At 71.1% G+C, this 25,851-nt stretch carries 24 protein-coding genes; 19 read left to right on the top strand and 5 right to left on the bottom strand.

Annotation, left to right across the window (positions count from 1 at the left end; genetic code table 11):
• Positions 1–66: 66 nt before the first annotated feature.
• Positions 67–1,044 carry a Bug family tripartite tricarboxylate transporter substrate binding protein gene (locus ACFOY6_RS00370; RefSeq protein ID WP_379648265.1) on the top strand — a complete coding sequence of 326 codons (978 nt, stop codon included), beginning with the start codon at positions 67–69 and terminating at the stop codon, positions 1,042–1,044.
• Positions 1,045–1,057: 13 nt separating this feature from the next.
• On the top strand, positions 1,058–2,062 hold the full coding sequence (locus tag ACFOY6_RS00375) for an NADPH:quinone oxidoreductase family protein (protein ID WP_379648267.1): 1,005 nt from the start codon (positions 1,058–1,060) through the stop codon (positions 2,060–2,062).
• Positions 2,063–2,126: 64 nt separating this feature from the next.
• Here ACFOY6_RS00375 and ACFOY6_RS00380 read toward each other — a convergent pair whose 3' ends face one another.
• Positions 2,127–3,608 (bottom strand): SulP family inorganic anion transporter, encoded by a 1,482-nt coding sequence (locus ACFOY6_RS00380; RefSeq protein ID WP_379634499.1) that lies wholly within the window; start codon positions 3,606–3,608, stop codon positions 2,127–2,129.
• Between the two features lie 208 nt (positions 3,609–3,816).
• Positions 3,817–5,145, bottom strand: coding sequence for a chromate efflux transporter (chrA, locus tag ACFOY6_RS00385; RefSeq protein ID WP_379648269.1), 1,329 nt, complete (start codon positions 5,143–5,145; stop codon positions 3,817–3,819).
• Positions 5,146–5,473: 328 nt separating this feature from the next.
• Here chrA and ACFOY6_RS00390 point away from each other — a divergent pair, with 328 nt between their 5' ends.
• The 8 genes from ACFOY6_RS00390 to ACFOY6_RS00425 all read left to right on the top strand — a co-directional run bounded on the left by ACFOY6_RS00390 (position 5,474) and on the right by ACFOY6_RS00425 (position 12,970).
• Complete coding sequence (locus ACFOY6_RS00390; RefSeq protein WP_109515340.1) at positions 5,474–6,211, top strand: GntR family transcriptional regulator; 738 nt, start codon at positions 5,474–5,476, stop codon at positions 6,209–6,211.
• A 163-nt stretch (positions 6,212–6,374) separates the two neighbouring features.
• On the top strand, positions 6,375–6,578 hold the full coding sequence (gene rpmF, locus ACFOY6_RS00395) for a 50S ribosomal protein L32 (RefSeq protein ID WP_109515341.1): 204 nt from the start codon (positions 6,375–6,377) through the stop codon (positions 6,576–6,578).
• Positions 6,579–6,687: 109 nt separating this feature from the next.
• On the top strand, positions 6,688–7,719 hold the full coding sequence (gene plsX, locus ACFOY6_RS00400) for a phosphate acyltransferase PlsX (protein WP_245906075.1): 1,032 nt from the start codon (positions 6,688–6,690) through the stop codon (positions 7,717–7,719).
• Positions 7,720–7,744: 25 nt separating this feature from the next.
• Entirely contained in the window at positions 7,745–8,701 is a 957-nt protein-coding gene (locus ACFOY6_RS00405) for a beta-ketoacyl-ACP synthase III (protein WP_379648274.1), read from the top strand.
• Between the two features lie 147 nt (positions 8,702–8,848).
• Complete coding sequence (locus ACFOY6_RS00410; protein WP_109515343.1) at positions 8,849–9,070, top strand: hypothetical protein; 222 nt, start codon at positions 8,849–8,851, stop codon at positions 9,068–9,070.
• Positions 9,071–9,267: 197 nt separating this feature from the next.
• Complete coding sequence (gene dksA / locus ACFOY6_RS00415; RefSeq protein ID WP_109515344.1) at positions 9,268–9,684, top strand: RNA polymerase-binding protein DksA; 417 nt, start codon at positions 9,268–9,270, stop codon at positions 9,682–9,684.
• An 860-nt stretch (positions 9,685–10,544) separates the two neighbouring features.
• On the top strand, positions 10,545–12,644 hold the full coding sequence (fusA, locus tag ACFOY6_RS00420) for an elongation factor G (protein WP_379634491.1): 2,100 nt from the start codon (positions 10,545–10,547) through the stop codon (positions 12,642–12,644).
• Between the two features lie 8 nt (positions 12,645–12,652).
• Positions 12,653–12,970, top strand: coding sequence for a hypothetical protein (locus ACFOY6_RS00425; protein WP_109515345.1), 318 nt, complete (start codon positions 12,653–12,655; stop codon positions 12,968–12,970).
• A gap of 9 nt (positions 12,971–12,979) precedes the next feature.
• On the opposite strand, the gene ACFOY6_RS00430 is transcribed toward ACFOY6_RS00425, so the two are convergent.
• Positions 12,980–13,300, bottom strand: coding sequence for a hypothetical protein (locus ACFOY6_RS00430; RefSeq protein ID WP_109515346.1), 321 nt, complete (start codon positions 13,298–13,300; stop codon positions 12,980–12,982).
• A 99-nt stretch (positions 13,301–13,399) separates the two neighbouring features.
• Between ACFOY6_RS00430 and ACFOY6_RS00435 the strand changes: the two genes are divergently transcribed.
• Together ACFOY6_RS00435 and ACFOY6_RS00440 are read left to right on the top strand one after the other, a co-directional pair.
• Positions 13,400–13,699, top strand: a complete 300-nt coding sequence (locus tag ACFOY6_RS00435) for a hypothetical protein (protein ID WP_379634489.1) — start codon at positions 13,400–13,402, stop codon at positions 13,697–13,699.
• Positions 13,639–14,043, top strand: a complete 405-nt coding sequence (locus ACFOY6_RS00440) for a hypothetical protein (RefSeq protein ID WP_379634487.1) — start codon at positions 13,639–13,641, stop codon at positions 14,041–14,043. The genes ACFOY6_RS00435 and ACFOY6_RS00440 overlap by 61 nt, the downstream gene beginning before the upstream one ends.
• Here ACFOY6_RS00440 and ACFOY6_RS00445 read toward each other — a convergent pair.
• Entirely contained in the window at positions 14,040–15,560 is a 1,521-nt protein-coding gene (locus ACFOY6_RS00445) for a YifB family Mg chelatase-like AAA ATPase (protein WP_379648276.1), read from the bottom strand. The genes ACFOY6_RS00440 and ACFOY6_RS00445 overlap by 4 nt on opposite strands.
• 48 nt (positions 15,561–15,608) lie before the next feature.
• On the bottom strand, positions 15,609–16,640 hold the full coding sequence (locus tag ACFOY6_RS00450; RefSeq protein ID WP_379648278.1) for a histone deacetylase family protein: 1,032 nt from the start codon (positions 16,638–16,640) through the stop codon (positions 15,609–15,611).
• 91 nt (positions 16,641–16,731) lie between these two features.
• On the opposite strand from ACFOY6_RS00450, the gene ACFOY6_RS00455 reads away from it, so the two are divergent.
• Genes ACFOY6_RS00455 through ACFOY6_RS00485 form a run of 7 tightly spaced genes read left to right on the top strand, consistent with a single transcriptional unit; the run spans position 16,732 to position 25,811 of the window.
• Positions 16,732–18,318 carry an ABC transporter substrate-binding protein gene (locus ACFOY6_RS00455; protein WP_245906065.1) on the top strand — a complete coding sequence of 529 codons (1,587 nt, stop codon included), beginning with the start codon at positions 16,732–16,734 and terminating at the stop codon, positions 18,316–18,318.
• The gene (locus ACFOY6_RS00460; protein ID WP_379648280.1) at positions 18,318–19,304 is read left to right on the top strand and encodes an ABC transporter permease; all 987 of its coding nucleotides are present in this window, start codon (positions 18,318–18,320) and stop codon (positions 19,302–19,304) included. The genes ACFOY6_RS00455 and ACFOY6_RS00460 overlap by 1 nt, the downstream gene beginning before the upstream one ends.
• Complete coding sequence (locus tag ACFOY6_RS00465; protein ID WP_379634480.1) at positions 19,301–20,146, top strand: ABC transporter permease; 846 nt, start codon at positions 19,301–19,303, stop codon at positions 20,144–20,146. The genes ACFOY6_RS00460 and ACFOY6_RS00465 overlap by 4 nt, the downstream gene beginning before the upstream one ends.
• The gene (locus ACFOY6_RS00470) at positions 20,143–21,756 is read left to right on the top strand and encodes an ABC transporter ATP-binding protein (protein WP_379648282.1); all 1,614 of its coding nucleotides are present in this window, start codon (positions 20,143–20,145) and stop codon (positions 21,754–21,756) included. Before ACFOY6_RS00465 ends, ACFOY6_RS00470 begins: the two co-directional genes overlap by 4 nt.
• Positions 21,757–21,766: 10 nt before the next feature.
• Entirely contained in the window at positions 21,767–23,056 is a 1,290-nt protein-coding gene (locus ACFOY6_RS00475) for an ArgE/DapE family deacylase (RefSeq protein WP_379634478.1), read from the top strand.
• Positions 23,053–24,312 carry a Zn-dependent hydrolase gene (locus ACFOY6_RS00480; RefSeq protein WP_379648284.1) on the top strand — a complete coding sequence of 420 codons (1,260 nt, stop codon included), beginning with the start codon at positions 23,053–23,055 and terminating at the stop codon, positions 24,310–24,312. The genes ACFOY6_RS00475 and ACFOY6_RS00480 overlap by 4 nt, the downstream gene beginning before the upstream one ends.
• A gap of 5 nt (positions 24,313–24,317) precedes the next feature.
• Positions 24,318–25,811 carry a M81 family metallopeptidase gene (locus ACFOY6_RS00485; RefSeq protein WP_109515355.1) on the top strand — a complete coding sequence of 498 codons (1,494 nt, stop codon included), beginning with the start codon at positions 24,318–24,320 and terminating at the stop codon, positions 25,809–25,811.
• Positions 25,812–25,851: the final 40 nt, after the last annotated feature.

A 25,851-nucleotide genomic window follows, 5' to 3' on the forward strand; every position in this document is an offset into this window, starting at 1 on the left:
ATTTCCTCCCTCATCGTGCGGCGATGGTGGGACGAGACAAGAAAATAGGGAAGGGAACCTCCATCCATGCGCATCACCCGCAGGGCGGCGCTCGCCGCCATGCCCATGCTCGCCGCGCTGCCGCCCGCCGCCTCCGTGGCACAGGGGAGCTGGCCCACGCGCCCCCTGCGCTTCGTCGTGCCCTACCCGCCGGGCGGGCCGACCGACATCCTGGGGCGGGTGGTGACGCAGCAGCTTTCGCAGCGCCTGCCGCAGCCGGTGATCGTGGAGAACCGCAGCGGCGCCTCGGGCATCGTCGGCAGCGGCGAGGTGGCGCGGGCGGCGCCGGATGGCGCCACCTTCCTGGTGAACGCCTCGCTGCACGTCATCATCCCGCACCTCAACCCGCAGATGCCCTTCGACACGCTGGCGGCCTTCGAGCCGGTGACGAACATCGCCCGCGTGCCGCTGATGCTGGTGGTGAACAAGGACCTGCCCGTGCGCTCGGTGCCGGAGCTGATCGCCTGGCTGAAGCAGAACGGGGGGCGGGCCGCCTACGGCTCCTCCGGCATCGGCGCGGCGCCGCATCTGGCGGGGGAGCTGTTCAAGCAGCTCACCGGCACGCAGATGGCGCATGTGCCCTATCGCGGCTCCGGCCCGGCGCTGGCGGACCTGCTGGCGGGCAACATCCAGCTGATGTTCGATTCGATGCCCAGCAGCGCCGGCGCGGTGCGGGACGGGCAGTTGCGGGCGCTGGCGGTGAGCACCGCCGGCCGCGTCGCCGCCTTCCCCGACCTGCCCACCGTGGCCGAGGCAGGGGTGCCGGGCTACGAGATCGCCACCTGGTACGGCATCTGGGCGCCGGCCGGCACGCCGGCCCCGGTGGTGCAGGCCCTGCAGCAGGCGGTGGCGGCGGCGGTGGCCACGCCCGAGGCCCGCGAGCGCCTCGCCACGCTCGGCGCCGACCCGGTGGCCGACACGCCCGAGGCCTTCGCCGCCTTCACCCGCGCCGAATACGCCCGCTGGGGCAAGCTGGTGCGCGACGCGAAGATCGAGGCCCAATGAAGGAGACTCCGTGATGCGCGCCATCGTCTGCGAATCCTGGCGCGACTTCGACGCGCTGGAGATGAAGGAGATCCCGCCGCCGCCGCTGCGGCCGGCGGGCGTGCGGCTGCGGGTGGAGGCGGTGGGCGTCTCCTTCGCGCAGCAGCTTGTCGTCGCGGGCAAGTACCAGCGCCGGCCGCCGCTGCCCTTCGTGCCGGGTACCGAGGTGGTGGGCACGGTGCTGGAGGCGGCGCCGGACGCCGTGGCGCCGCCGCCCGGCACCCGCGTCTTCGCGGCGCTGGACTGGGGCGGCATGGCGGAGGAGGCGGTGGCGGACGACATCCATGTGGTGCCGCTGCCCGCCACCCTGGCCGATGGCCCGCAGGCCGCCGCCGCCGTGGCGATGCCGATCAGCTACCCCACCGCCGCCTCCGCCCTGCTCTGGCGCGGAAGGCTGGAGCCGGGGCAGTGGGTGCTGGTGCAGGGGGCGGGGGGTGGCGTCGGCCTCGCCGCGCTGGAGGTGGCGCGGGCGGTGGGGGCGCGCGTCATCGCCCGGGCGGGTGCCGCCAAGCACCCGATGCTGCATGCGCGCGGCGCCGATGTGGTGCTGGACAGCGCCGCGCCCTTCCGCGAGGCCACGCGGGCTGCCACGGGCGGGGAGGGCGTCGCGCTGGTGCTGGACACGCTGGGCGGCGAGGCCTTCGACGAGGGGCTGCGCTGCCTGGCCGATGGCGGCACGCTGCTGACGCTGGGCTATGCCGGCGGCGCCATTCCGCAGCTGGGCGTGAACCTGCTGCTGCTGAAGAACATCGGCGTGGCCGGGCTGAACTGGGGCACCTATCTCGGCTGGTCGCCCGGCGACAACCGCCGCGCCCACGCGCCGCGCGTGCGCGCGCTGTGGGAGCAGCTGATGACGTGGTGGGCGGCCGGCCAGCTCCGCCCGGAGGTGCATGCCGCGCTGCCCCTGGAGCGGTTCCGCGAGGCGATGGCGATGGTCCGCGACCGCCAGGCCGTGGGCCGCGTGGTGCTGACCCCCTGATGGCGGGGTCCGGGGGGATACCATCCCCCCGGCGGGGGTCCAGGGGGCGGCGCCCCCTGGCGCTTCAGTGCCCGGCGGCCAGCGTCGCCCCCGGCTTGTCATGGACGCCGAGCCGCTCGACCATGGCCGCGCTGGCCTCGTTCATCCCTTCCACCGCCACCTCGACGCCGCGGTTGCGGAAGCCCAGCACCACGCGGTCCAGCGCGCCGATGCCGCTGATGTCCCACAGATGCGCCTGCCGCACGTCGATGACGACGCGGGCGAGATCCTCCTTCAGGTCGAAGGCGGCGATGAAATCCTCGGCCGAGGCGAAGAACACCTGCCCGAGCACGGTGTAGCGCCGCTCGCGCCCGTCGGCCGAGAGGGTGGAGGAGATGCTGAACATCCTCCGCACCTTGCCGGCGAAGAAGATGCCGCTGAGTAGCACGCCCGCCAGCACGCCCTTGGCGAGGTCGTGCGTGGCGAGCACCACGGCGACGGTGGCCAGCATCACCACCGAGGAGCTGCGCGGATGCGTCAGCAGGGTGCGCAGCGAGGCCCAGTTGAAGGTGCTGATCGAGACCATGATCATCACCGCCACCAGCGCCGCCATGGGGATGCGGCGGACGAGGTCGCCCAGCGCCAGGATCAGGAACAGCAGCACCACGCCCGCCACCAGGGTGGAGAGCCGCGTGCGCCCGCCCGAGCGGACGTTGATGACCGATTGCCCGATCATGGCGCAGCCCGCCATGCCGCCCAGGAAGCCGGTGGCGAAGTTGGCGACGCCCTGGCCCACGCATTCGCGGTTCCGCTGGCTGCCGGTGTCGGTCATCTCGTCGACCACGGCCGCCGTCATCAGCGATTCCAGCAGGCCCACCGCCGCCAGCGTGGCGGAGTAGGGCAGGATGATGCGCAGCGTCTCGAAGGTGAAGGGCACGTCGGGCAGGAAGAAGTGCGGCAGCGCGTCCGGCAGGGCGCCCATGTCGCCCACGGTGCGGAGGTCGAGTCCCAGCGCCCAGGCCAGCGCCGTCAGCACGATGATGCAGACCAGCGGCGAGGGCACCGCCGTGGTCAGGCGCGGCAGCAGGTAGATGATGGCGAGGCCCGCCGCCACCATCGGGTAGGTGAGCGCCGGCACGCCGATCAGCTCCGGCAGCTGGGCCATGAAGATGAGGATGGCCAGCGCGTTGACGAAGCCCGTCAGCACCGAGCGGGAGACGAAGCGCATGACGCGCCCGAGCCGCGCCGCGCCGGCCAGCACCTGGAGGATGCCGGTGAGGATGGTGGCGGCGAAGAGGTATTGCAGCCCGTGGTCCTTCACTAGGCTGACCATCACCACGGCCATGGCGCCGGTGGCGGCCGAGATCATGGCCGGGCGCCCGCCCGCGATGGCGGTGATGACGGCGATGGAGAAGGAGGCGTAGAGCCCGACCTTGGGATCGACGCCGGCGATGATCGAGAAGGCGATGGCCTCCGGGATCAGCGCGAGGGCGACGACGAGGCCGGAGAGCAGGTCGGCACGGACATTGCCGAACCATTCGGCGCGCAGCCGCGCGGGATTGAGCATGAAGGGGAACTTCCGGGAAGCGGGGACGAAAGGAGCGCCAGCCACGCACGGCGTAGGACGCGCCAGTCTGGCGCGGCATAACGCGGCGGATCAATCAGGGCTGGCGTCGGCCTACATCGGACTTGTCGTCTCTCCGGGAGGAGGCGCCTTGTGCGGCGCAGCAAATCGGCTCCGCCTTAACGCCGTTCCAGGGGCGGCGCAACCCTGCTCAGCCCCCCGCCAGCCGCAGCGCCAGCCCGGCCAGCGCCGCCAGCGCCAGCACCTTGGCCACGCCCATGCGCAGCCCGAGCAGGGCGATTCCCGCCAGCACCGCCAGCCCCAGTGCCGCCAGGTCCAGGCTGGCCGGCACCGGCAGTTCCAGCCGCAGAGGGCCGGCCTGCCAGGGGGTGCGCTCCGTGAAGATCAGGCGCAGCGCGAACCAGGCCGCCAGGTTGGCGATGACGCCGACCACCGCCGCCGTCACCGCGGCCAGGGCGCCGCGCAGCCGGGGCATGGCGTGCAGCCGCTCGATGAAGGGGGCGCCGAGGAAGATCCAGGCGAAGCAGGGCGCGAAGGTGACCCAGAGGGTCAGCAGCGCGGCGGCCACGGCGCTGACCGGCCCCTGCTGCCAGCCAGCCAGGAAGCCCACGAACTGCAGCACCAGGATCAACGGCCCCGGCGTCGTCTCGGCCAGGCCGAGGCCGGCCAGCATCGCCTCGGCCGAGAGCCAGCCGTAATGCTCCACCGCCTCCTGCGCCACATAGGCCAGCACCGCGTAGGCGCCGCCGAAGGTGACCACGGCCATGCGGGCGAAGAACCAGGCGACATCGCCGAACAGCCCGGTGCCCATCAGCAGCGCCACGGACCACGCCCAGAGCGCCAGCACGGCCAAGCCGGTGCGGCGGGCGCTGCGCGCCATGCGCTGCGGCCGGCCCGGCTCCTCGGCCAGCAGGCGGTCGATCATGGCCGGGGGGCCGGATGCCGACACGGCGCCGGCGGCGGGCGCGAAGGTGGCGGGAAAGGCGGCGCCGAGCAGCATGGCCGTGCCCACCACCAGCGGGAAGGGCAGGTTGAAGGCGAACAGCGCCAGGAACGCGCCGAGCGCCAGCAGGAGGGCGAGCGTGCCGTGCAGCGCGCGCCGCGCCACCTTTAGCAACGCCTCCACCACAAGCGCCAGCACCGCGCATTGCAGGCCGAAGAACAGCGCCTCGACCGCCGGCACCCGGCCGAGCGTGACATAGAGAAAGGACAGCGCGAGCATCACCGCCGCGCCGGGCAGGATGAACAGCAACCCGGCCAGCAGGCCGCCGCGGACGCCGTGCATCAGCCAGCCAAGATAGGTGGCGAGCTGCTGCGCCTCCGGCCCCGGCAGCAGCATGCAGAAATTGAGGGCGTGCAGGAAACGGGCCTCGCCCACCCAGCGTTGCTCCTCCACCACCTCGCGGTGCATCAGCGCGATCTGCGCCGCCGGGCCGCCGAAGGAGAGACATCCGATTCGCCACCAGAGGCGGGCGGTCTTGCCAAGGCTGGGATAGGAACTCGGCTCTCCGTCGCGCATCGCTGCCACCTTCTTCCGGCGCAGGCGTTTAGACAGGAAGGCGGGACGGGAGGGAAGGGGCGTGGAGGGCCTGAAAAAGCGGACGGCGCCCGGACATGGCCTGGGCGCCGTCATACGCTCTTTCTCCGTCCCTTTAGCGGGACTGTTCCTCCCCAAACTCGGCCTGCAGAGCAATCCCGAGAGACCTCATCTTAACAGGTCTTGTATAAGACACAAGTCTATCTTCTGGAACGCCTTGATCCGGCTACGCAGATCGTGAACAGAGCATTTCCAGATCCTGTGACGGCCGAAGGACCATGCTGCTCTCCATGCCGATGACCGCTGCCCGATGACGGCCACTTCCTCCCGATCCCGCCTGGATGCCCGCCCGCTCTATCGCCAGGTGGAGGAGATCCTGCTCGGTCGGATCGTCGGCGGCACCTGGCCTCCGGGCCACCTCCTGCCGGCCGAGCCGGAGCTGGCGAGCGAGCTGGGCGTCTCGCAGGGCACTGTCCGCAAGGCGCTGGCCGCGCTCGAGCGCCGCCACCTGATCGACCGCCGGCAGGGCCGCGGCACGACGGTGGCGAAGCACACCAGCGACACGGCCCGCTTCCACTTCTTCCGCGTGCGCGACCTCAGCGGCCGCGCCGTGGTGTCGCGCATCATGATCATCTCCTGCGCCCAGGGGCAGGCGGCGCCATGGGAGGCGGCGGCGCTGGGGCTGGAGACGGGTGCCCCGGTCTACCACCTGCGGCGGATTCGCATGCTGGACGGCAGCCCGCGAATCTTCGAGCGCTGCACCCTCTCCGGCGCCGTCTTCTCCGGATTCGCGCTGCCGCCGGGCGAGCAGCCCTCCGAGCTCTACGTTTATTTCCAGCGTACCCATGGCGTGACGGTGGAGCGCGCCGAGGAGGAGCTGTCGGCCGCCGGCGCCGATGCCGAGACGGCCGCCGCCCTGGGCAAGCCGGAGGGCACGCCGCTGCTGATGGTGCAGCGTATCGCTTATGATGTGGCGGACCGGCCGGTGGAAGTGCGGCTCTCCATGATCGACACCGAGCGGCACCGCTACGCCGTCCGGCTGGACTGAGAATCAGCGCCCCCGGCCGGCCCTGCGGCCGGCTCTCCGGCGGCCCCCGCCGCGTGGCGGCCGGCGCATGGCGCTTGCACCCGGGGGGGTGGGGTGGTAATGGCGCGGCCTTCCTGATTTACCGCTGACTACGACAGCACGTTAAGAAGAGAGGCCCGGCGCCATGGCCGTTCCGAAAAAGAAGGTTTCGCCCTCCCGCCGCGGGATGCGCCGCAGCCACGAGGCCCTGTCCACCCAGGCACACCACGAGTGCCCCAACTGCGGCGAGCTGAAGCGCCCGCACCATATCTGCGCCTCCTGCGGCCACTATGACGGCCGCGAGGTCGTTGCCGCCGGCAAGGCCCTGAAGGCGGCGGTCCGCACCTGATTGTTCCGGCCCGCCGAGGGGATTTGACACCTTGTCGCAGGTGACACTGCCGCAGGGCAGCGCCCCGCAGCAACCGCCTGCGGGGGGCTTCGCCCTGGCCATCGATGCCATGGGCGGCGACCATGCACCGGAATCGGTGCTGGACGGTCTGGAACTCGCGGCGGAGCGGCACCCGAAGGCGCGCTTCCTGCTGGTGGGTGACGAAGCCCGGCTCGGCGCGCTGCTGGCGCGCCGGCCCAAGGCCGCGCGCGTCTGCGCCATCCGCCATGCGCCGGAATCCATCCCGGGCGACATGAAGCCGACGGCCGCGCTGCGCGTCCGCAACTCCTCCATGCGCATCGCCATCGACGCGGTGGCGGCGGGGGAGGCGGCGGGTGTCGTATCCGCCGGCAACACCGGCGCGCTGATGGCGCTCGGCAAGATCGTGGTGAAGGCGCTGCCGGAGGTTGACCGGCCGGCGCTTGCCGCCATCGGCCCCTCGGCGCGCGGCGACGTGGTGCTGCTCGACCTTGGCGCCAACATCGTCTGCGACCCGCGCAACCTCGTCGAGTTCGCCGTGATGGGTGACGCCTTCGCGCGCGCGGTGCTGGGGCTCACCAAGCCCAGCATCGGCCTGCTCAACGTGGGCAGCGAGGAGCTGAAGGGCGACGACCGTGTCCGCCAGGCGGCCGAGATGCTGCGCGAGACGGTGCTGGCCCCCAATTTCCACGGCTTCGTCGAGGGGCACGACATCACCGCCGGCACTGTCGACGTGGTGGTGACGGACGGCTTCACCGGCAATGTCGCGCTCAAGACCGGCGAAGGCGCCTTCAAGCTGGTGGGCACGCTGCTGAAGCAGGTCTTCACCTCCTCGCTGGCGGCCAAGCTCGGCTACCTTCTCGCCCGCCCGGCGCTGGACCGGCTGCGCGAGTGGATGGACCCCCGACGCTACAACGGCGCCGTGCTGATCGGCCTGAACGGCGTGGTGGTGAAAAGCCATGGCGGCACCGATGCGCTGGGCTTCGCCCATGCGGTGGACGTCGCCATGGACATGGTGAACCACCGCTTCAACGACCGCATCCGCGAGGTGCTGGCGACGCTGCCGCCGCGCGGCAAGCCCGCCGTGGCCGCCGCCGCCGAGCCCGGCGTCAACGCCCGCTGACAGGCGGCCCCTGGGACCTCGCCGCATGACCTATCGCGCCCTGATCGCCGGCACCGGCGCCTACCTCCCCGAGCTGGTGCTGGACAACGAGGCCCTGGCGGCACGCCACGGCCTCGACACTTCCGACGCCTGGATCCGCGAGCGCACCGGCATCCGCCAGCGCCACCTGGCGGCGCCGGGCGAGCTGGCCAGCGACATGGCCGCCGCCGCCGCCCGCGCCGCCCTGGCGCAGGCCGGCCTCGGGGTGGAGGCGGTGGACGCCGTCATCGTGGCCACCGCCACGCCGGATTCGGTGTTCCCCTCCACGGCGGCGCGGGTGCAGGCCAAGCTCGGCGTGACGCAGGGATTCGCCTTCGACATCGCCGCCGCCTGCACCGGCTTCGTCTATGCCCTCTCCGTGGCGGATGCGATGATGAAGGCGGGGCAGTGCCGCTGCGCGCTGGTGATCGGCGCCGAGGTGTTCTCGCGCATCCTGGACTGGGCGGACCGCGGCACCTGCGTGCTGTTCGGCGACGGTGCCGGCGCGGTGGTGCTGTGCGCCGCGGAGGCCGGCAGCACCGAGCGCGGCCTGCTCTCCTGCCATTTGCACGCCGATGGCCGGCATGGCGACATCCTGCAGGTGGAGGGCGACAGCGGCCTGCTGCGGATGACCGGCAAGGAGGTGTTCCGCCACGCCGTCAGCAAGCTGGCGAGCGTGGTGGACGAGGCGCTGCAGGCCAACGGACTCGACAAGTCGGACGTGAAGTGGCTGGTGCCGCACCAGGCCAATCTGCGCATCATCGAAGCGATGGGCCGCAAGCTCGGCCTGCCGCGCGAGCAGGTGGTGGTGACGGTGGACCGCCACGCCAACACCTCCGCCGCCTCCATTCCCCTGGCGCTGGCCGAGGCGACGCGGGACGGGCGCATCCGCCAGGGCGACCTGGTGCTGATGGAGGCGATCGGCGGCGGTCTTACCTGGGGCGCCGCGCTGGCGCGCTTCTGAGCCGGCCGGTCCCGGCTCCTCGCTGCGCTACCAGGTTTGTGACTCGTCCTCACAGGCATGCGTGTTGCGTGGAACGGCTCGGTGGCGTGAACGTTCCTGCGTGCAGATCCCGGTAACGGGTCCTCAGGCAGTGGAGCTTTCATCGAGATGTCGCCGGATATTTCCGCCGAGCCGGCCAACCGGTCCCTGGCCGACCGCAGCGAGTTGCCTTCGCGTGGCGATTGGCAGAAGGTCCAGCGCCCCGCCTACCATTCCGAGGAAGGCGAGGGCGACCGTTCCGACTGGACGACGCTGTTCAAATCCGCCCTGGTGGTGATGCTCGGCGTCGCGGGGCTGACGGCGTTTCTCTCCGGCGTGATGGCGCAGTAGCCGCCACCGGGCGCTTCCTGCCCCCGGAAGTGCCATCCTGCTGAAGCGGCCGGCAAATTGCACAGGCTCAGCGGAAATTTCATGGGGTAAGCCATACAACCGCCTCTTGGCTTCGAGGGGGGCGGCCCTGTATGGTCCGGCCGCCCTCAGGGGAAGGTTCGCGGGAACTTTTTCCCGAAGGCCGGGGGATCGAACCAATGCTGATTACGCTGCCGCCGGACTATCGGCCGTCTGACACTGAAGAATTCATGAACCCCCAGCAGCAGGAATATTTTCGCCAGAAGCTGCTGCGCTGGCGTCAGGATCTGCTGCGTGAGGCCGGAGACACGCTGGCCAGTCTGAGCGAGGGCGGTATCAGCGAGGCCGATCTGGCGGACCGCGCCAGTGTCGAGACCGACCGGGCGCTGGAACTGCGCACCCGCGACCGTGCCCGGAAGCTGATCTCCAAGATCGATCAGGCGCTGGAGCGGATCGCGAACGGCACCTACGGCTATTGCGAGGAGACGGGCGAGCCGATCGGCCTGCGCCGGCTGGAGGCGCGCCCCATCGCCACCCTCTCCATCGAGGCGCAGGAGCGCCACGAGCGCATGGAACGAATCCACCGCGACGACTGAGGGCGGGCCAGGGGAGGGGGACGCGCCCTCCTCAGCCGCCCCGCAGGCCCTGGGAGGCGCCGGCTAGGCCTAGCCTCGGCTGGATTGCCACCCTCCGGCAGCCTGCCTTGGACGAAGCCCGGCCCCTCCTTCATCATTCGCCTGCCGGTCGCGGCGCTCCGGGCCAGGAAGGCGGCGCCGGCTATGCCACGGCCGGTGCCGGCATAGCTGCCCACCCGGGCCATGCGGCCGGGCTCGCTCACCGCGAGCAGGGCGTTGCTCCGATGCCTGCCGCCCTCAGAGGCGGAAGCAGGGGCGCCTCGGGGCCGGTGATCCGTGCCTCCCGCCCCCTGCCGCCAGGATAGCGACTGCGCCGGGACAGGCCGGTCCGGCCGCGCATTCAGGCCGGAGCGGAGGGTGGCATGGATGCCGCGGATGCCCATATCCGGAGAGGCCGGCACTCCCGCCCCATCCTCTCTGCAACGAGCAGTGACATGGCTTCGCCGTGACGGACGGGGAGAGCGTTCCTACTTACCGCTTGCAATACACCCCGATCCGGTGCATCTGCGCCGCGACGGTGGGTGCGGTGAATCGCCCGGCGGTTTGGCCGCGCCCTCGGATCCGGCAGGCCCTGCGGTCCTGCGGCAGCGGTGGGCTGAGGGCAATGGTCCGGCCCCCCGAGGCCGCCGCCAAGGCTTGGGCGGTCCCGGACCGGCAAACAGAGCTTCAGGCGAGGGCGCGGAGGGAAGGCCGAGCCCATCGCGCATACCCCTTTCCCACGCGGCACCTGCCGCGTATGTCTTCCGCGCGGCAGCCGCCGCGTGACTTTTCCGCGCGGCTGGCGCCGTGCAATTTTCAGCGCGGCAGCCGCCGCGACGCGTATGGAGGCCCCCGTGGCGCGCACCCCGCTCGAGAAGATCCGCAACATCGGCATTACGGCGCATATCGACGCCGGCAAGACGACGACGACCGAGCGGATCCTGTATTACACCGGCAAGTCCCACAAGATCGGTGAGGTCCACGAGGGCAACACCACGACCGACTACATGGAGCAGGAGCGTGAGCGTGGCATCACGATCACCTCCGCGGCCGTGACGGCGATGTGGAACGACCACCGCATCAACATCATCGACACCCCCGGCCACATCGACTTCAACATCGAGGTGAACCGCTCGCTGCGCGTGCTCGACGGCGCGGTGTTCGTGATCGAGGGCGTGGCCGGCGTGCAGCCGCAGTCCGAGACCAACTGGCGCCTGGCCGACCGCTACAACGTGCCGCGCATCATCTATGTCAACAAGCTGGACCGCACGGGCGCCGACTTCTACCGCGCCGCCGCGACGCTGACCGAGAAGCTCGGCATCACCTGGGTGACGCTGCAGCTGCCGATCGGCATCGAGGACACGCTGAAGGGCATCGTCGACCTCGTCACGATGAAGGCGCTGGTGTGGGAAGGCGACGAGCTCGGCGCCAAGTACCACGAGACCGAGATCCCCGCCGACCTGGCCGACAAGGCCGCCGAGTACCGCCAGCTGCTGCTCGACACCGCCCTCTCGGTGGATGACGCGGCGATGGAAGAGTATTTCGAGAAGGGCGACGTCTCGGTCGAGACCCTGAAGAAGTGCATCAAGAAGGGCACCATCGCCGGCACCTTCCGCCCGGTGCTGTGCGGTTCCTCCTTCAAGAACAAGGGTGTGCAGCCGCTGCTGGACGCCGTGGTCGACTACCTGCCGAGCCCGGTGGACGTCGAGGGCATCAAGGTCGCCCCCGAGGAGGGCCAGGACGACGACCCCAGCGCCGAGCGCCGCGTCATCGAGATCAGCGAGCAGGCGCCCTTCTCGGCGCTGGCCTTCAAGATCATCAACGACAAGTACGGCAACCTGACCTTCATCCGGGTGTACTCGGGCGTGATCAAGCAGGGTGACACCATGCTGAACACGACCAAGGGTCACAAGGAGCGCATCGGCCGCATGTTCCAGATGCACGCCGACAAGCGCGAGGAGGTCAAGGAGATCTTCGCCGGCGACATCGTCGCGGTGGTGGGCCTGAAGGACACCGGCACGGGCGACACCCTGGCCGACCCGTCCGACCCGGTGGTGCTGGAGCGCATGGCCTTCCCGGTGCCGGTCATCGACATCTCCGTCGAGCCGAAGACCAAGGACGGCGTCGAGAAGATGACGCTCGGCCTGCAGAAGCTGGCCAGCGAGGACCCCTCGCTCCGCCTGAAGACCGACCAGGAGACCGGCCAGACCATCCTGTCCGGCATGGGCGAGCTGCACCTCGAGATCATCATCGACCGCCTGCGCCGCGAGTACGGCGTGGACGCCAACATCGGCGCGCCGCAGGTGGCCTACCGCGAGACGATCACCAAGCCGCACACCCACACCTACACGCACAAGAAGCAGTCGGGTGGTTCGGGCCAGTTCGCCGAGGTGAAGATCACCTTCGAGCCGAAGGAGCGGAACGAGGGCATCGAGTTCCACAACGGCGTCGTCGGCGGCTCGGTGCCGAAGGAGTATATCCCGGCGGTCGAGAAGGGCATCAAGGTCCAGGCCGACACCGGCGTGCTGGCCGGCTTCCCGACGGTGGACTTCAAGTACACCCTGACGGACGGCAAGTACCACGACGTCGACTCCTCGGCCCTGGCCTTCGAGATCGCCGCCAAGGCCTGCTTCCGCGAGGGCATGAAGCTGGCCGGCCCGGTGATCCTGGAGCCGATCATGGACGTCGAGGTGACCACCCCGCAGGACCATGTCGGTGACGTGGTGGGCGACCTCAACCGTCGCCGCGGCGTGATCCAGAGCCAGGATATGGCGGGCACCTCCGTCATCGTCCGCGCCCATGTCCCGCTGAAGGAGATGTTCGGCTACATCTCCAACCTGCGTGGCATGACCAAGGGTCGCGCCTCCTTCTCGATGCAGTTCCACCACTACGATCCCGTGCCGCGCAACGTGGCCGACGAGATCATGAAGCAGTCCGCCTGAGGCTGACGATGCGGCTCCGCTGGCAGCGCGGCCGCATCGAGGATCCGGGGCCCGGCGCGGCAGATCCGCACCGGGCGCTGGAATGGGTTGGTTGCGACGACGCGGGCGATCCCATCGCCCGCGTCGTTCGCGTTCGTGGGCCGGTGATGTTCCGCTGGCACTGGCGCCATGCCGTGGCGCTGGACGACGAGGCGCGGGTGGTGGAACTCCGCCCCGACATGCCGGAGGACCGCTGGCTGGTGGTGGTGCGGGAGCGCGTTGTGGGCCGCGCCAGCCTGCCGCTCGCCGCCGTGCGCCGGGCCGAGGCGATGCTGCGTGGCGGCTAGCCCCCCGCCTCAGCTCGGCAGGCAGCGGATGATGTCGCGGTGGCCGCGGGCCAGCACCGGGCGCGTGCCGTCCGGGCAGGCCATGCCGGCGTCGCGCCGGGCGGGGGCCAGCCCCGCATCCCAGGCGCCGCCGCCCGGCGCCCTGTCCATCGCGCGGTCGCAGCGGCCGGGCACGCCCTTCACCGGGGCGCCGCCATTCGGGCAGAGCCAACGGCGTATGGCCTCGAGCTGCGCGGCATTCGGCCGGCGTGGCGGCTCGGCCCAAGCGACGGGAGCCGTGCCGAGCAGGAAGAGGGCCAGCAAGGCCGCGTTGCGCCAGCGATGCGTCATGGGTCGCTGCATAGCATGCCGGGCGGCGCGGTGCCGATTTCAACATGACAAATCGGAAAGGTCTTGAACCGGAACCGGTTTGGCGCAACATCATGCTCCATGGACCCGCGATCGCACGACCGCCCTGTTCTCGACATGACGCCCGAGGGCGAATTCCGTGGCCCCGCGCCACGCCCGACGACCTGGCTTGACCGGCTGCTGATGCGCCTTGGCGGCGTGGCCGCGCTGGTGGCCATCGTCGCCGTCGGCATTGTCGTGGCCGGCATCGCGGTGGCCTTCTTCGCCCTGGCGCTGCCGGTGGCCCTGGTGGCGGGGCTGGTGGCCTTCGGCAGCCTGTGGTGGCGCGCCAAGCGCAACGGGCAGGCCTTCCGCATGTCCGCCACCATGATGCGGCGCTGACGACGGAACGCTCACCTTCTCCTTTCTCCATCAACCCGGGCCGTCTCTACGAGGTCCGGGACGATGGGCGCGTCTATACCGAGGAACAGCCCGGGCAGCCCGAGGCGGTTGGCCGCATCCGCGCCATACGCCTGTGGTGGATTGCGGCCGTGGGCGCCAACGTGGTCAGCATGGGGGCGGCCGCCGGCGGCTATATCCTGCTGGGCCTGCGGGCCGGTGCCCTGCTGGGCCTGCTGGTGATGGCGACGGTGCCGCTGCTGGCCGTGGCGCCGCTGCTCGACTGGCGCCGGCAGCGCATGGCGCGGCAGTGGCACGCCGCCCGGCCGCGCCGCTTCGGGCTCTAATTCACCGGCTGTGGCTGGCGCAGGCGCTGCCGGTAGGTCAGCGCCTCGGCCATGTGCGGCCGGGCGATCCGCTCCGCCCCCGCGAGATCGGCGATGCTGCGCGCCACCCGCAGGCAGCGGGTGAAGCCGCGGTTGGATAGCCCCAGGCGCAGCGCCGCCTGCTCGGCCAGTGCCAGCGCCTCGGGCTCTGCCAGGGGGGTGAGCGCCTCGAGCGGTGCCTCGGCATTGCTGGGCGGCCCGCCGGCGCCGAAGCGCGCCACCTGCCGCCGCCGCGCTGCCGCCACCCGCGCGGCGATGTCGCGGCTGGTCTCCCCGGACGGTGCCCGCGCCAGTTCGCCGGGCGGTATCGGCGCCATGCCGATGGTGAGGTCCATCCGGTCCAGCAGCGGGCCGGAGAGCTTGGCCTGGTACTGCTCGCCGCAGCGGGGCGCCTGGCCGCATTCGCGAGACGCCTCGCCCAGATGGCCGCAGCGGCAGGGGTTCATCGCCGCCACCAGTTGCAGCCGCGCCGGGTAGCGCACATGCGCCGCGGCGCGGCTGATGACGCATTCGCCCGTCTCCAGCGGCTGGCGCAGCGCCTCCAGGGCAGGGCGGGGAAATTCCGGCAACTCGTCCAGGAACAGCACGCCCCGATGCGCCAGGCTGATCTCGCCCGGCCGTGCCCCCGGCCCGCCGCCGATCAGCGCCGCCTGGCTGGCGGAATGGTGCGGGTCCCGGAAGGGCGGGCGGGCGGAGATGCGGCCGGATTCGATCAGCCCGGCCACGCTGCGCACCAGGCTCACCTCCAGTGCCTCCGCCGGCGTCAGGTCGGGCAGCAGGCCGGGCAGGCGGGCGGCGAGCATCGACTTGCCCGCGCCGGGCGGCCCGACGAGAAGCAGATTGTGCCGCCCGGCGGCGGCGATCTCCAGCGCCCGCTTGGCGCTCTCCTGCCCCTTCACCTCGGAGAGGCAGGGGCCGGGCGGAGCATCCCGCTCCAGCGCCGGGGGCGTGGGGGGCGTCATGAGCTGCCGCCCCGTCAGGTGCGCGATGAGCTGCCGCAGATCCTCCGCCGCCAGGATCTCGATGGAGCCGGCCCAGGCCGCTTCCGGCCCCTGTGCGCCGGGGCAGATCAGCCCCAGCCCGCGGCCCGCGGCGCCCAGCGCGGCGGGCAGGATGCCGGCCACCGGCCCGATGGCGCCGTCCAGCGCCAGCTCGCCCAGCGCGGCGAAGCCCGCCAGCTCCTCGCGCGGCACGATGTCCATCGCCGCCAGCAGCGCCAGGGCGATGGGCAGGTCGAAATGGCTGCCTTCCTTCTGCAGCCCGGCGGGGGCGAGGTTCACCAGCACCCGCTTCGGCGGCAGCGCCAGCCCCAGCCCGGTGAGGGCGGCGCGCACCCGCTCCCGGCTCTCGGCCACCGCCTTGTCCGGCAGCCCCACCAGGATGAAGGCCGGCAGGCCGGGGGCGATCTGCACCTGCACCTCCACCGGCAGCGTCTCGATGCCGGAGAAGGCGAAGCTGGCCAGGCGGGCAATGCTCATGGAACGGACGATACGGTTCCGCTCCAGAGTGTTCAACCTATTGGTTCTTCAGCGGCCCCAGCCGGTGAGGAAGCGCTCCAGCAGCCCGCCAATCTTCTCGGCATTGTAGCCGCCCTCCTGCACCACCGCCGTGGGCAGGCCGAGGCCGGAGAGCATGGCGCCCGCGCGGGCGAAGCCGTCCGCGCTGACGCGCAGGTAGCTTAGCGGCTCGTGCTCCGAGGCGTCGAAGCCGAGCGGCACCACCAGCGCCTCGGCGCCGAACTCCCGCGCCCGCGCGGCGGCGGCGGCGACGGCCTCCAGCCACGCATCGTCGCCGCTGCCCTGGGGCAGGGGCAGGTTCAGGTTGCAGCCGGCGCCCGCGCCGCCACCCGTCTCGCCGGCATAGCCGACATACCAGGGATAGTAGCCCGCCGGGTCGCCATGAACCGAGACGGTCAGCACGTCGCCGCGCTCCCAGAAGATGCCCTGTGTGCCGTTGCCATGGTGGGCGTCGATGTCGATGACGGCGACGCGCTTCGCCCCCGCCCGGCGCAGATGCTCGGCGGCGAGCGCGCTGTTGTTGACGTAGCAATGGCCGCCGGCGCGGGCGGCATAGGCGTGGTGGCCGGGCGGGCGGCTCAGCGCGTAGGTGGTGCCGCCCTGGGCCGCCACATCGGCCGCCGCCAGGGCGCAGCTCGCCGCGCCGAGGATCGATTCCCAGCTTCCGGGGCCGATCGGGCAGGCGGTGTCGGCCGTGTACCAGCCGGTGCGGCCGACGATGCCGCTGGCCATGGTGGCGCCCTGCGCCAGCATCTCGGGCGCCGGGTGCATGTTGGCCACCACCTCGGGGCCCTTCTCGGGCAGCGCCGCCCAGGCCTCGGCGGCCTCGGCGAGGAAGGCCACGTAGCCTTCGTCATGCACGGCGAGCAGCGCCTCGCGCGGGGCGGTGGGCGCCATCTCCGGCGCCGCGCCCATGGCCTCTAGCGCGGCGAGCAGGGCCTCGGCCCGCCCCGGCACCTCGAAGTTGCGGCGCACCTGGCCGCGCTGGAGGAAGAATTGCGGCGTGTGCCGCGACTGGTCGGGATGGGCAAAGGCTCGCATGAACGGAGGTTATGCCTGCCATGCGCCCTTGTCGATCCGCCCAAGGCAGGGCTAGCGTTCGTTCCAGGGAAGTTTCATCGGGAGAACCCAAATGGGTCTGTCACGTCGTGGCCTCATGGCCACAGCGATCGTTTCCCCCTGGCTGATGCGCGCCGGGGATGCGCTGGCGCAGGGCATCCAGCCCAAGCGGGGCGGCACGCTGACCACCATCGTCAATCCCGAGCCGCCGGTGCTGCATGTCGGCGTCAACAACCAGGCGCCGACGCTGATCGTCGGCGGCAAGATCTTCCAGGGGCTGCTGCGCTACAGCGCCAAGCTGGAGCCGATGCCGGAGCTGGCGAAAAGCTGGGAGGTGAGCGCCGACGGGCTGGAATACACCTTCCACCTGCAGGAGAACGTGAAGTTCCACGACGGCCAGCCGATGACGGCCGAGGACGTGGTGTTCTCCATCATGAAGTTCCACATGGAGGTCTCGCCCCGCGCCCGCGGCGTCTTCGCCCGCATCAAGGAAGGCGTGGCGGTCGACGCGAACACGGTGAAGTTCGTGCTCTCCGCGCCCTTCGAGCCCTTCCTGCTGATGTTCGACGTGACGGTCTCGGCCATCGTGCCGAAGCACCTGTTCGACGGGCAGGACTACCGGCAGGCGCCGGCGGTGCAGAAGCCCATCGGCACCGGGCCGTTCCGCTTCGTCGAGTGGCAGCGCGGCAACTTCATCAGGCTGGAGCGGTTCGACGGCTACTGGAAGCCGGGCCAGCCCTATCTCGACTCGATCATCTACCGCGTGGTGCCGGACAGCCAGAGCCGCCGCCTGGCGCTGGAGACGGGCCAGGTGCAGCTCACCCAGTCGAACGACATCGAGCCCTTCGACGTGCCGCAGATGCGCGCGCGCCCCAACCTCGAGGTGCAGACGGCGGGGTGGGAATATTTCGGCCCGCTGATGTGGCTGGAGCTGAACCACCGCGTGAAGCCGCTCGACGACGTCCGGGTGCGCAAGGCGCTGGCCCATGCGGTGAACCGCGACTTCATCGCCCAGCGCCTGTGGTTCGGCATCGGCAAGCCGGCCACCGGCCCGGTCGCCAGCTCCACCCGCTTCTACGACGCCAGCGCGAAGATGCCGGCCTACAATGTCGAGGCGGCGAAGAAGCTGCTGGACGAGGCGGGGCTGAAGCCGAACGGGCAGGGGGTGCGCTTCACCATCCGCCACCTCTCGCTGCCCTATGGCGAGGTGTTCACCCGCCTCGGCGAGTTCCTGCGGCAGTCGCTGCGGCAGGTGGGTGTCGACCTCCAGCTTGAGAGCGTCGATGTCGGCACCTGGGCGCAGCGCACGGCGAACTGGGAGTTCGATACCACCATCAACTACCTCTACCAGTATGGCGACCCGACGCTCGGCGTCGAGCGCAGCTATGTCTCCACCAACATCAAGAAGATCCTGTTCTCCAACGTGGCCGGCTACGCCAACCCGAAGGTGGACGCGCTGTTCACCCAGGCGCGCGATGCGGCCGACCCGAAGGCGCGGCAGGCTGCCTTCAGCGAGGTGCAGAAACTGCTGGTGGAGGAGGTGCCGCTGGTCTGGCTGATGGAGATGGCCTTTCCCACCATCTACGACAGGAAGCTGAACAACGTCATCACCTCGGGCGCCGGGGTGCATGCCAGCTTCGACGACGTGTTCCTGGCCTGATGGGGGCCTCGAAGCTGCCGGGCTACCTGCTGGGCCGCGTGGTGAAGGCGGCGGTCGTGGTGCTCGCGATCGTCGTCTGCAACTTCTTCCTCATCCACGCCGCCCCCGGCGACCCGGCGAGCATCATCGCCGGGCAGTCGGGCGCGGCCGACGCGAAATTCCTGGAGCAGCTGCGCGCCCAGTTCGGACTGGACCAGCCGCTGCACGTGCAGCTCTGGCTCTACCTGAAAGGCGTGCTGACGCTCGATCTCGGCTTCAGCCACCGCCAGCAAATGCCCGTCTCCACCCTGCTGTGGGACCGGCTGCCGGCGACGCTGCTGCTCACCGGCGCGGCCTTTCTCTTCGCGGTGGGTCTCGGCGTCACCATGGGGGCGCTGGCGGCGCGGCGCGTCGGCACCTGGGGGGATTCCGTCATCACCGTGCTGGCGCTGGCCTTCTACGCCACGCCGCTGTTCTGGGTAGGGCTGATGCTGGTGCTGCTGTTCAGCGTGACGCTGGAATGGCTGCCCTCCTTCGGCATGGCCTCGGTCGGCGTCGAGATGAGCGGGCTGGAGGCGGTGCTGGATGTCGGCAGGCACCTGATCCTGCCCGGGCTGACGCTCGGCCTGTTCTATGTGGCGGTCTATGCGCGGCTGACGCGCGCCACCATGCTGGAGGTGGCGGACCAGGATTTCGTCAAGACGGCGCGCGCCAAGGGCGTGCCGGAGGGGCGCATCCTGCGCCGGCACATCCTGCGCAACGCGCTGCTGCCGGTCATCACCTTCGCCGGCATCCAGGCGGGGCAGCTCGTCGGCGGCTCGATCCTGGTGGAGACGGTGTTCGCCTGGCCCGGCATCGGGCGGCTGGCATTCGAGGCGCTGCTGGCGCGCGACTACCAGGTGCTGATGGGCGTGTTCTTCTGCACCAGCGTCATGGTGGTGCTGTTCAACCTGGTCACCGACCTGCTCTACGCCCTCGTCGATCCGCGCGTGGAGGCCTCGGCATGAAGGACTTCTGGCGCAACTTCGCGCGCAACCGCGGCGCGGTGGTGGGGCTGGTCATCCTGCTCGGCGTGCTGGCGCTGGCCGCGCTGGCGCCGCTGCTCTACCCCGGCAGCCCGTGGGACATGGCGGGGATGCCCTTCGCGCCGCCGGGCGAGATGGGCATGCTGCTCGGCACGGACAGCCTGGGGCGCGATGTCGCCGCCGGCATCGCGCATGGCGCGCGCGTCTCGCTGCTGGTGGGCGCCGTCTCCACCGTGGTGGCGCTGGTCATCGGCGTCTCGCTCGGCGCCTTCGCCGGCTATCTCGGCGGCTGGGCGGATGACGTGGTGATGCGCTTCACCGAGTTCTTCCAGACCATCCCGAGCTTCGTGCTGGCCATCCTGCTGGTGGCGATCTTCACGCCCACCATTGGCAGCATCGTCTTCGCCATCGCCGTGGTGTCCTGGCCGCCGGTGGCGCGGGTGGTGCGGGCGGAGTTCCTGTCGCTGCGCTCGCGCGAGTTCGTGCAGGCCTCCGAGGTGCTGGGCAAGTCCCGCCTTGCCATCGTCTTTGGCGACATCCTGCCCAACGCGCTCTCGCCCATCGTCGTGCTCGCCTCGCTGATGGTGGCCTCCGCCATCCTGCTGGAGAGCGCGCTCTCCTTCCTCGGCCTCGGCGACCCGAACATGATGAGCTGGGGCTTCCTCATCGGCTCCGGGCGCAGCGTCATCCGCATCGCCTGGTGGATGAGCGTGTTTCCCGGCATCGCCATCTTCCTCACCGTGCTGTCGCTCAACCTGGTGGGCGAGGGGCTGTCGGACGCGCTGAACCCGCGCCTCGCGCGCAACCGCGGAGGCAAGGCATGACCCGGCTCCTCACTGTCGAGAACCTCACCGTCGCCCTGCCCGCGGGCGCCGACCGGCCGCATGCGGTGGAGGATCTCTCGCTGCATCTCGATGCCGGCGAGATCCTCTGCGTGGTGGGCGAGAGCGGCTCGGGCAAGTCGATCACCGCCAACACGGTGATGGGGCTGCTGCCCAAGGGCCTGCCGGTGACGGCGGGCCGCATCACCTTCGAGGGGGAGGAGATCCTCGGCCTCTCCGCCGAGGCGCTGCGCTCCCGCCGGGGCCGCCGCATGGCCATGGTGTTCCAGGAGCCGATGACGGCGCTGAACCCGCTGATGAAGGTGGGCGACCAGATCGCGGAAGCCCTGCAGGTGCATGGCCAGGGCCACGCGGCGCGCGCCCGCGTGCCGGAGCTGCTGGCCGCCGTGAACCTGCCGGACCCGGCGGCGATCGCGCGCATGCACCCCTTCCGCCTCTCGGGCGGCCAGCGGCAGCGCGTGATGATCGCCATGGCCCTCGCGCTCGAACCGGCGCTGCTGATCGCCGACGAGCCGACCACCGCGCTCGACGTGACGACGCAGATGCAGATCCTGCGGCTGATCCGCGAGATCCAGTCCCGCAAGGGCATGGGGGTGATGTTCATCACCCATGATTTCGGCGTGGTGGCGGAGATCGCGGACCGGGTGGCGGTGATGCAGCAGGGCCGCATCGTCGAGCAGGGGCCGGCGGCCGAGATCCTGAACGCGCCGCGGCACCCCTATACCCGCGCCCTCGTTGCCGCCGTGCCGCATGGCGCGGCCGCCGCGCGCGCCGCCATCCGCCCCGCGCCGGTGCTGGAGATGAAGGGGGTGCAGAAGACCTACCAGCGCGGCGGCTGGTTCGGCGCCCGCGCCACGGTGCGCGCCATCCACGATGCCGACTTCACGCTGAACAAGGGCGAGACGCTGGGGCTGGTGGGCGAGAGCGGCTCGGGCAAGTCGACCCTCGCCCGCTGCGTGGTGCGGCTGGTGGAGCCGGAGCAAGGAGAAATCCTGTTCCACGGCACCGACCTGCGGCCGCTCTCGCGCCAGGGCTGGCTGCCCTACCGGCGCCGCATCCAGATGGTGTTCCAGGACCCCTACGCCTCGCTCAATCCGCGCCGCAAGGTGGGGGAGGCGATCATGGAAGGCCCCATCACCCACGGCGTGCCGCGCGCCGAGGCCCTGGCACGGGCGCGCGAGCTGCTGCGGCTGGTGCGGCTCGACGAATCCGCGCTGGAGCGCTACCCGCACGAGTTCAGCGGCGGGCAGCGGCAGCGCATCGGCCTGGCCCGGGCGCTGGCGATGCAGCCGGAGCTGCTGATCGCCGACGAGCCGGTCTCGGCGCTCGATGTCTCGGTGCAGGCGCAGGTGCTGGAGCTACTCGCGGAAATCCGCCAGCGGCTGGGGCTGACCATGCTGTTCATCACCCACGACCTGCGCGTGGCCGCGCAGATCTGCGATCGCATAGCGGTCATGCGGCGCGGCGCCATCGTCGAGCTGGGCGCGACGGATCAGGTGTTTGGCGCGCCGAAGCACGAATACACCCGCGCCCTGCTGGACAGCATCCCCGGACGGGAGTGGACTCCTCCCGAACTTTCCGAATCTGCCTGAAGGACCGATCATGTCGACACTCGATTCCGGCGTCCGCCGCGCCATCCTCGACGCCGTGCAGGCGCTGGAAGGGGAGGCCGTCGCGGCGCTGGAGCGTCTGGTGCGCTGCCCCTCCACCCTGGGCAACGAGGCCTCCGCGCTCGACGAGATGGCGCGCAACTACCAGTCGCTCGGCCTCGACCCGATCCGCATCCCCACCGTGCCGGAGCAGCTGGCCGGCCACCCCGGCTTCTCGCCGCCGCTCGTCTCCTATGAGGGGCGGGACAATGTGGCCGCCGTGTTCAAGCCGCGCGAGCGGAAGGGCCGCAGCCTGGTGCTGCAGGGCCATGTCGACGTGGTGCCGGAGGGGGCCGCCGAGATCTGGGAGACGCCGCCCTACGAGCCCAGCATCCGGGCGGGGCGCATGTATGGCCGTGGCGCCGGCGACATGAAGGCGGGCGACATCTCCAACGTCATGGCCTTCCGCGCGCTGCAACTCGCGGGGCTGCAGCCGGCCGCCGAGGTGCAGTTCCACTCGGTCATCGAGGAGGAATGCACCGGCAATGGCGCGCTGGCCTGCATGATGGCGCTGCCGAAATGCGATGCCGTCATCATCCCCGAGCCCGGCCCCGGCGTGGAAGGGCTCTACACCGCCGAGGTCGGCGTCATCTGGGCCTGGGTGACGGTGACAGGCCGCCCCGTGCATGTGCGCGACATGCAGGCGGGGGTCAACGCCATCGAGGCGGCCTATGTCATCTCCCAGCGCTTCAAGGCCTATGAGGCGGAGATGAACCGGGCGGAGAACATCCACTCCTCCTTCTTCGGCGTGAACCACCCGGTCAACGTCAATTTCGGCACGGTGCAGGGCGGCGAGTGGAACAGCTCCGTCCCCACCCGCGCCAAGATCGGCCTGCGCGTCGGCATCATGATGGGCAACACGGCGAAGGCCGTGAAGGCCGATATCGAGCGGCTGGTGGCCGAGGCGGCGGCCGATGAGCGGCTGCGCGGCACCAAGGTGGCGCTGGAATTCGCCGGCTTCATGGCCGACCCCTGCGTGTTCGACAAGGAAGCCACCATCGTGAAGATGGTGCAGCGCCACTTCTCGGAGGCCAATGGCCGCGAGCTGCGCGACTATCCCGCCTCCGGCCTCACCGATGGCCGCTTCTTCGAACTGTACCAGAAGACGCCGGTGGCCTGCTTCGGGCCGGATGCCGATGCCATCCACGGCATCGACGAGAGCGTCGGCCTGGAGAGCTTCCACGCCACCACGCGCACCATCGCGCTGACCATGGCCGAGTGGTGCGGGGTGGAGAAGGCATGAGAAACCTTCCCGTCAACAATCTTCCCGTCTCCGGTGCCCGCCTCTGGGAGAGCCTGATGGAGATGGCGCGGATCGGCGCCACGGCGAAGGGCGGCTGCAACCGCCAGACCCTGACCGATCTCGACGGCGAGGGCCGCGCCCTGCTGCAACGCTGGGCGGAGGAACTCGGCTGCACCGTGCGCGTGGACCGCGTCGGCAACATGGTGATCCGGCGCGAGGGGCGGGACCCTTCGCGCCCCGCCGTGGCGATGGGCAGCCATCTCGATACCCAGCCGACGGGCGGAAAGTATGACGGCGTGCTGGGCGTCCTCGCGGGGCTCGAGGTGCTGCGCGCGCTGCACGAGGCGGGCATCGAGACAGAGGCGCCCATCGTCCTGGTCAACTGGACCAACGAGGAGGGTGCCCGCTTCGCGCCGCCGATGATGGGTAGCGGCGTCGCCATGGGCCTGTTCGAGGAGGTCGAGGTGCTGGCCAAGACCGACCCGGCCGGCGCCGTGTTCGGCGAGGAACTGCGCCGCATCGGCTGGCAGGGCGAGGCCGACCCGGCCGAGCTTCAGAAGCTCGGCGCCTATTTCGAGGTGCATATCGAGCAGGGGCCGCTGCTGGAGGCGGATGGCATCCCGGTGGGGGTGGTGGACCGCGCGCTGGGGCAGCTCTGGTACGATGTCACCGTCACTGGCGAGGACGCCCATGCCGGCTCCGCCATGGGGCCGCGGCGGGATGCGATGGTGGCCGCCGCCATCCTCGTCCAGGCGGTGGAGGAAATTGCGCGCGAGGCGGGCGGCGACGGGCGTGGCACGGTCGGTCGCCTCACCGTGGTGCCGGACAGCCGCAACGTGGTGCCGAGCCGCGTGTGGTTCAGCGTCGACTTCCGCCATGGTGACCCGAAGGCGCTGGCCCGCATGGGCGAGGCGCTGGAGGCGCGTGCCGAGGCGCTGGCCGCCGCGCGCGGCGTGGAGGTGGAGGTCGCGCCCTTCTGGGAATTCCCGCTGACGCCCTTCGACCCCACCCTGGTCGCCGCGCTGCGCCAGGCCGCCGAGGGCCGCAACCTGCCCTACCGCGTGATGCCGACCGGCATCGGGCATGACGCCGTCTATCTCGCCCGCCGCGTGCCGACGGCGATGATCTTCGTCCCCTGCGAGGGGGGCATCAGCCACAACGAGGCCGAGGCCATCACGCCCGAATGGGCGGAGGCCGGGCTGGTCGTGCTCGCCGACGCGGTGCTGGCCACCGCCGGGCGGGCGACAGGGGAGTGAAGTCCATGCGCATCGCCATCGGCGGTTTCCTGCACGAGAGCCATTCCTTCGCGCCACGCTCGACGGAGTGGGAGGATTTCGTCCATCCCGGCGGCTTCCCGGCCTTCCAGCGCGGTGCCACGCTGCTCGACACGCTGCGGCCGAGCGCGGTGCCGGCGGCCGGCGCCATCGCGGTGGGCGAGAAGCGGGGCGACACGCTGGTGCCGCTCGCCTGGGCCTTCGCCAACCCGGCCGGGCCGGTGCGCGCGGCGGCCTTCGAGCGCATCGCCGCCTGCATCGTGGCCGACCTCACCGCGGCGTTGATGGAGGCACCGCTGGACGGCGTCTATCTCGACCTGCACGGCGCCATGGTGGCCGAGGACTACCCCGATGCCGAGGGCGAGCTGCTGCGCCGCGTGCGTGCCGTGGTGGGCGCCGAGGTGCCCATCGCCGCCAGCCTCGACCCGCATTGCAACCTGACCGAGCAGATGGTGCGGCTGGCCGATGTGCTGGTGCCCTTCCGCACCTATCCGCATGTGGACATGAAGCCGGCCGGCGCCCGCGCCATGGAGCTGCTCGGCGCCCGCATCGCGCGCGGCGCGCCCTATGCCCGCGCCTTCCGCCAGCTCGACTACTGGATCTCGCTCACCGCGCAATGCACGCTGGTGGAGCCGATGAAGGGGATCATGGACCTCCGCGCCAGCCTCGCCGAGCGGCCGGGCGTGGTGGAGCTCGGCTTCTGCTTCGGCTTCCCCTATGCCGACTTCGCCGATTGCGGCGTGGCGCTGGCCTGCTACGCCGAGGACCAGAACGCCGCCGATGCCGCCGCCGACGCGCTGCTGGCCGAGCTGGCGGCGCGCGAGCCGCGCTTCGCCGGCGGCGTGGCGCCGGCGGCGGAGGGCGTGGCCGAGGCCATCGCCATCGCCGCGCGCAACCCCGGCAAGCCGGTGGTGCTGGCCGACACGCAGGACAACCCCGGCGGCGGCGGCCATGGCGACACCACCGGCCTGCTGGCCGAGCTGGTGCGGCAGGGCGCCGATGCCGTGCTGGGCCTGATCAACGACGCCGAGAGCGCGGCCGCCTGCCACGCGGCGGGCGAGGGCGCCGAGGTGACGCTGAAGCTCGGCGGCAAGTCGGATGGCGCGCCGCTGGAGGTGACGGGGCGGGTGCTGCGGCTCTCGGACGGGTGCTTCACCTGCACCGGCCCGATGACCGGCGGCAACACCGCCGATCTCGGCCCTTCGGCGCTGCTCGGCATCGGTGGCGTGAAGGTGGTCGTGGTCAGCCGCAAGATGCAGGCGCATGACCAGGCGCTGTTCCGGCACCTGGGCGTGGAGCCGGCGGCGGAGAAGATCGTGGCGGTGAAGAGCAGCGTGCATTTCCGCGCCGACTTCCAGCCGCTGGCGGAGCAGGTGATCGTCGTGGCGGCGCCCGGCCCCGTGGTGGCCGACCCGTCCTCGCTGCCCTTCCAGAATCTCCGCGAGGGGCTGCGCACCCGGCCGCACGGCGCCAACGCCTGAGAGGAGAGGGGTCGTCGTGGGGGGAGCGCGCTCCCCCCAC

The sequence above is a fragment of the Teichococcus aestuarii genome (assembly GCF_042651065.1).
In the GTDB taxonomy this organism is placed as follows: Bacteria; Pseudomonadota; Alphaproteobacteria; order Acetobacterales; family Acetobacteraceae; genus Pseudoroseomonas; species Pseudoroseomonas aestuarii.

Coding starts and splice junctions, on each gene's coding strand:
- ACFOY6_RS00370 (WP_379648265.1), top strand. CDS start 67: ATGCGCATCACCCGCAGGGCGGCGCTCGCCGCCATGCCCATGCTCGCC.
- ACFOY6_RS00375 (WP_379648267.1), top strand. CDS start 1,058: ATGCGCGCCATCGTCTGCGAATCCTGGCGCGACTTCGACGCGCTGGAG.
- ACFOY6_RS00380 (WP_379634499.1), bottom strand. CDS start 3,608: ATGCTCAATCCCGCGCGGCTGCGCGCCGAATGGTTCGGCAATGTCCGT.
- chrA (WP_379648269.1), bottom strand. CDS start 5,145: ATGCGCGACGGAGAGCCGAGTTCCTATCCCAGCCTTGGCAAGACCGCC.
- ACFOY6_RS00390 (WP_109515340.1), top strand. CDS start 5,474: ATGACGGCCACTTCCTCCCGATCCCGCCTGGATGCCCGCCCGCTCTAT.
- rpmF (WP_109515341.1), top strand. CDS start 6,375: ATGGCCGTTCCGAAAAAGAAGGTTTCGCCCTCCCGCCGCGGGATGCGC.
- plsX (WP_245906075.1), top strand. CDS start 6,688: ATGGGCGGCGACCATGCACCGGAATCGGTGCTGGACGGTCTGGAACTC.
- ACFOY6_RS00405 (WP_379648274.1), top strand. CDS start 7,745: ATGACCTATCGCGCCCTGATCGCCGGCACCGGCGCCTACCTCCCCGAG.
- ACFOY6_RS00410 (WP_109515343.1), top strand. CDS start 8,849: ATGTCGCCGGATATTTCCGCCGAGCCGGCCAACCGGTCCCTGGCCGAC.
- dksA (WP_109515344.1), top strand. CDS start 9,268: ATGCTGATTACGCTGCCGCCGGACTATCGGCCGTCTGACACTGAAGAA.
- fusA (WP_379634491.1), top strand. CDS start 10,545: ATGGAGGCCCCCGTGGCGCGCACCCCGCTCGAGAAGATCCGCAACATC.
- ACFOY6_RS00425 (WP_109515345.1), top strand. CDS start 12,653: ATGCGGCTCCGCTGGCAGCGCGGCCGCATCGAGGATCCGGGGCCCGGC.
- ACFOY6_RS00430 (WP_109515346.1), bottom strand. CDS start 13,300: ATGACGCATCGCTGGCGCAACGCGGCCTTGCTGGCCCTCTTCCTGCTC.
- ACFOY6_RS00435 (WP_379634489.1), top strand. CDS start 13,400: ATGGACCCGCGATCGCACGACCGCCCTGTTCTCGACATGACGCCCGAG.
- ACFOY6_RS00445 (WP_379648276.1), bottom strand. CDS start 15,560: ATGAGCATTGCCCGCCTGGCCAGCTTCGCCTTCTCCGGCATCGAGACG.
- ACFOY6_RS00450 (WP_379648278.1), bottom strand. CDS start 16,640: ATGCGAGCCTTTGCCCATCCCGACCAGTCGCGGCACACGCCGCAATTC.
- ACFOY6_RS00455 (WP_245906065.1), top strand. CDS start 16,732: ATGGGTCTGTCACGTCGTGGCCTCATGGCCACAGCGATCGTTTCCCCC.
- ACFOY6_RS00460 (WP_379648280.1), top strand. CDS start 18,318: ATGGGGGCCTCGAAGCTGCCGGGCTACCTGCTGGGCCGCGTGGTGAAG.
- ACFOY6_RS00465 (WP_379634480.1), top strand. CDS start 19,301: ATGAAGGACTTCTGGCGCAACTTCGCGCGCAACCGCGGCGCGGTGGTG.
- ACFOY6_RS00470 (WP_379648282.1), top strand. CDS start 20,143: ATGACCCGGCTCCTCACTGTCGAGAACCTCACCGTCGCCCTGCCCGCG.
- ACFOY6_RS00475 (WP_379634478.1), top strand. CDS start 21,767: ATGTCGACACTCGATTCCGGCGTCCGCCGCGCCATCCTCGACGCCGTG.
- ACFOY6_RS00480 (WP_379648284.1), top strand. CDS start 23,053: ATGAGAAACCTTCCCGTCAACAATCTTCCCGTCTCCGGTGCCCGCCTC.
- ACFOY6_RS00485 (WP_109515355.1), top strand. CDS start 24,318: ATGCGCATCGCCATCGGCGGTTTCCTGCACGAGAGCCATTCCTTCGCG.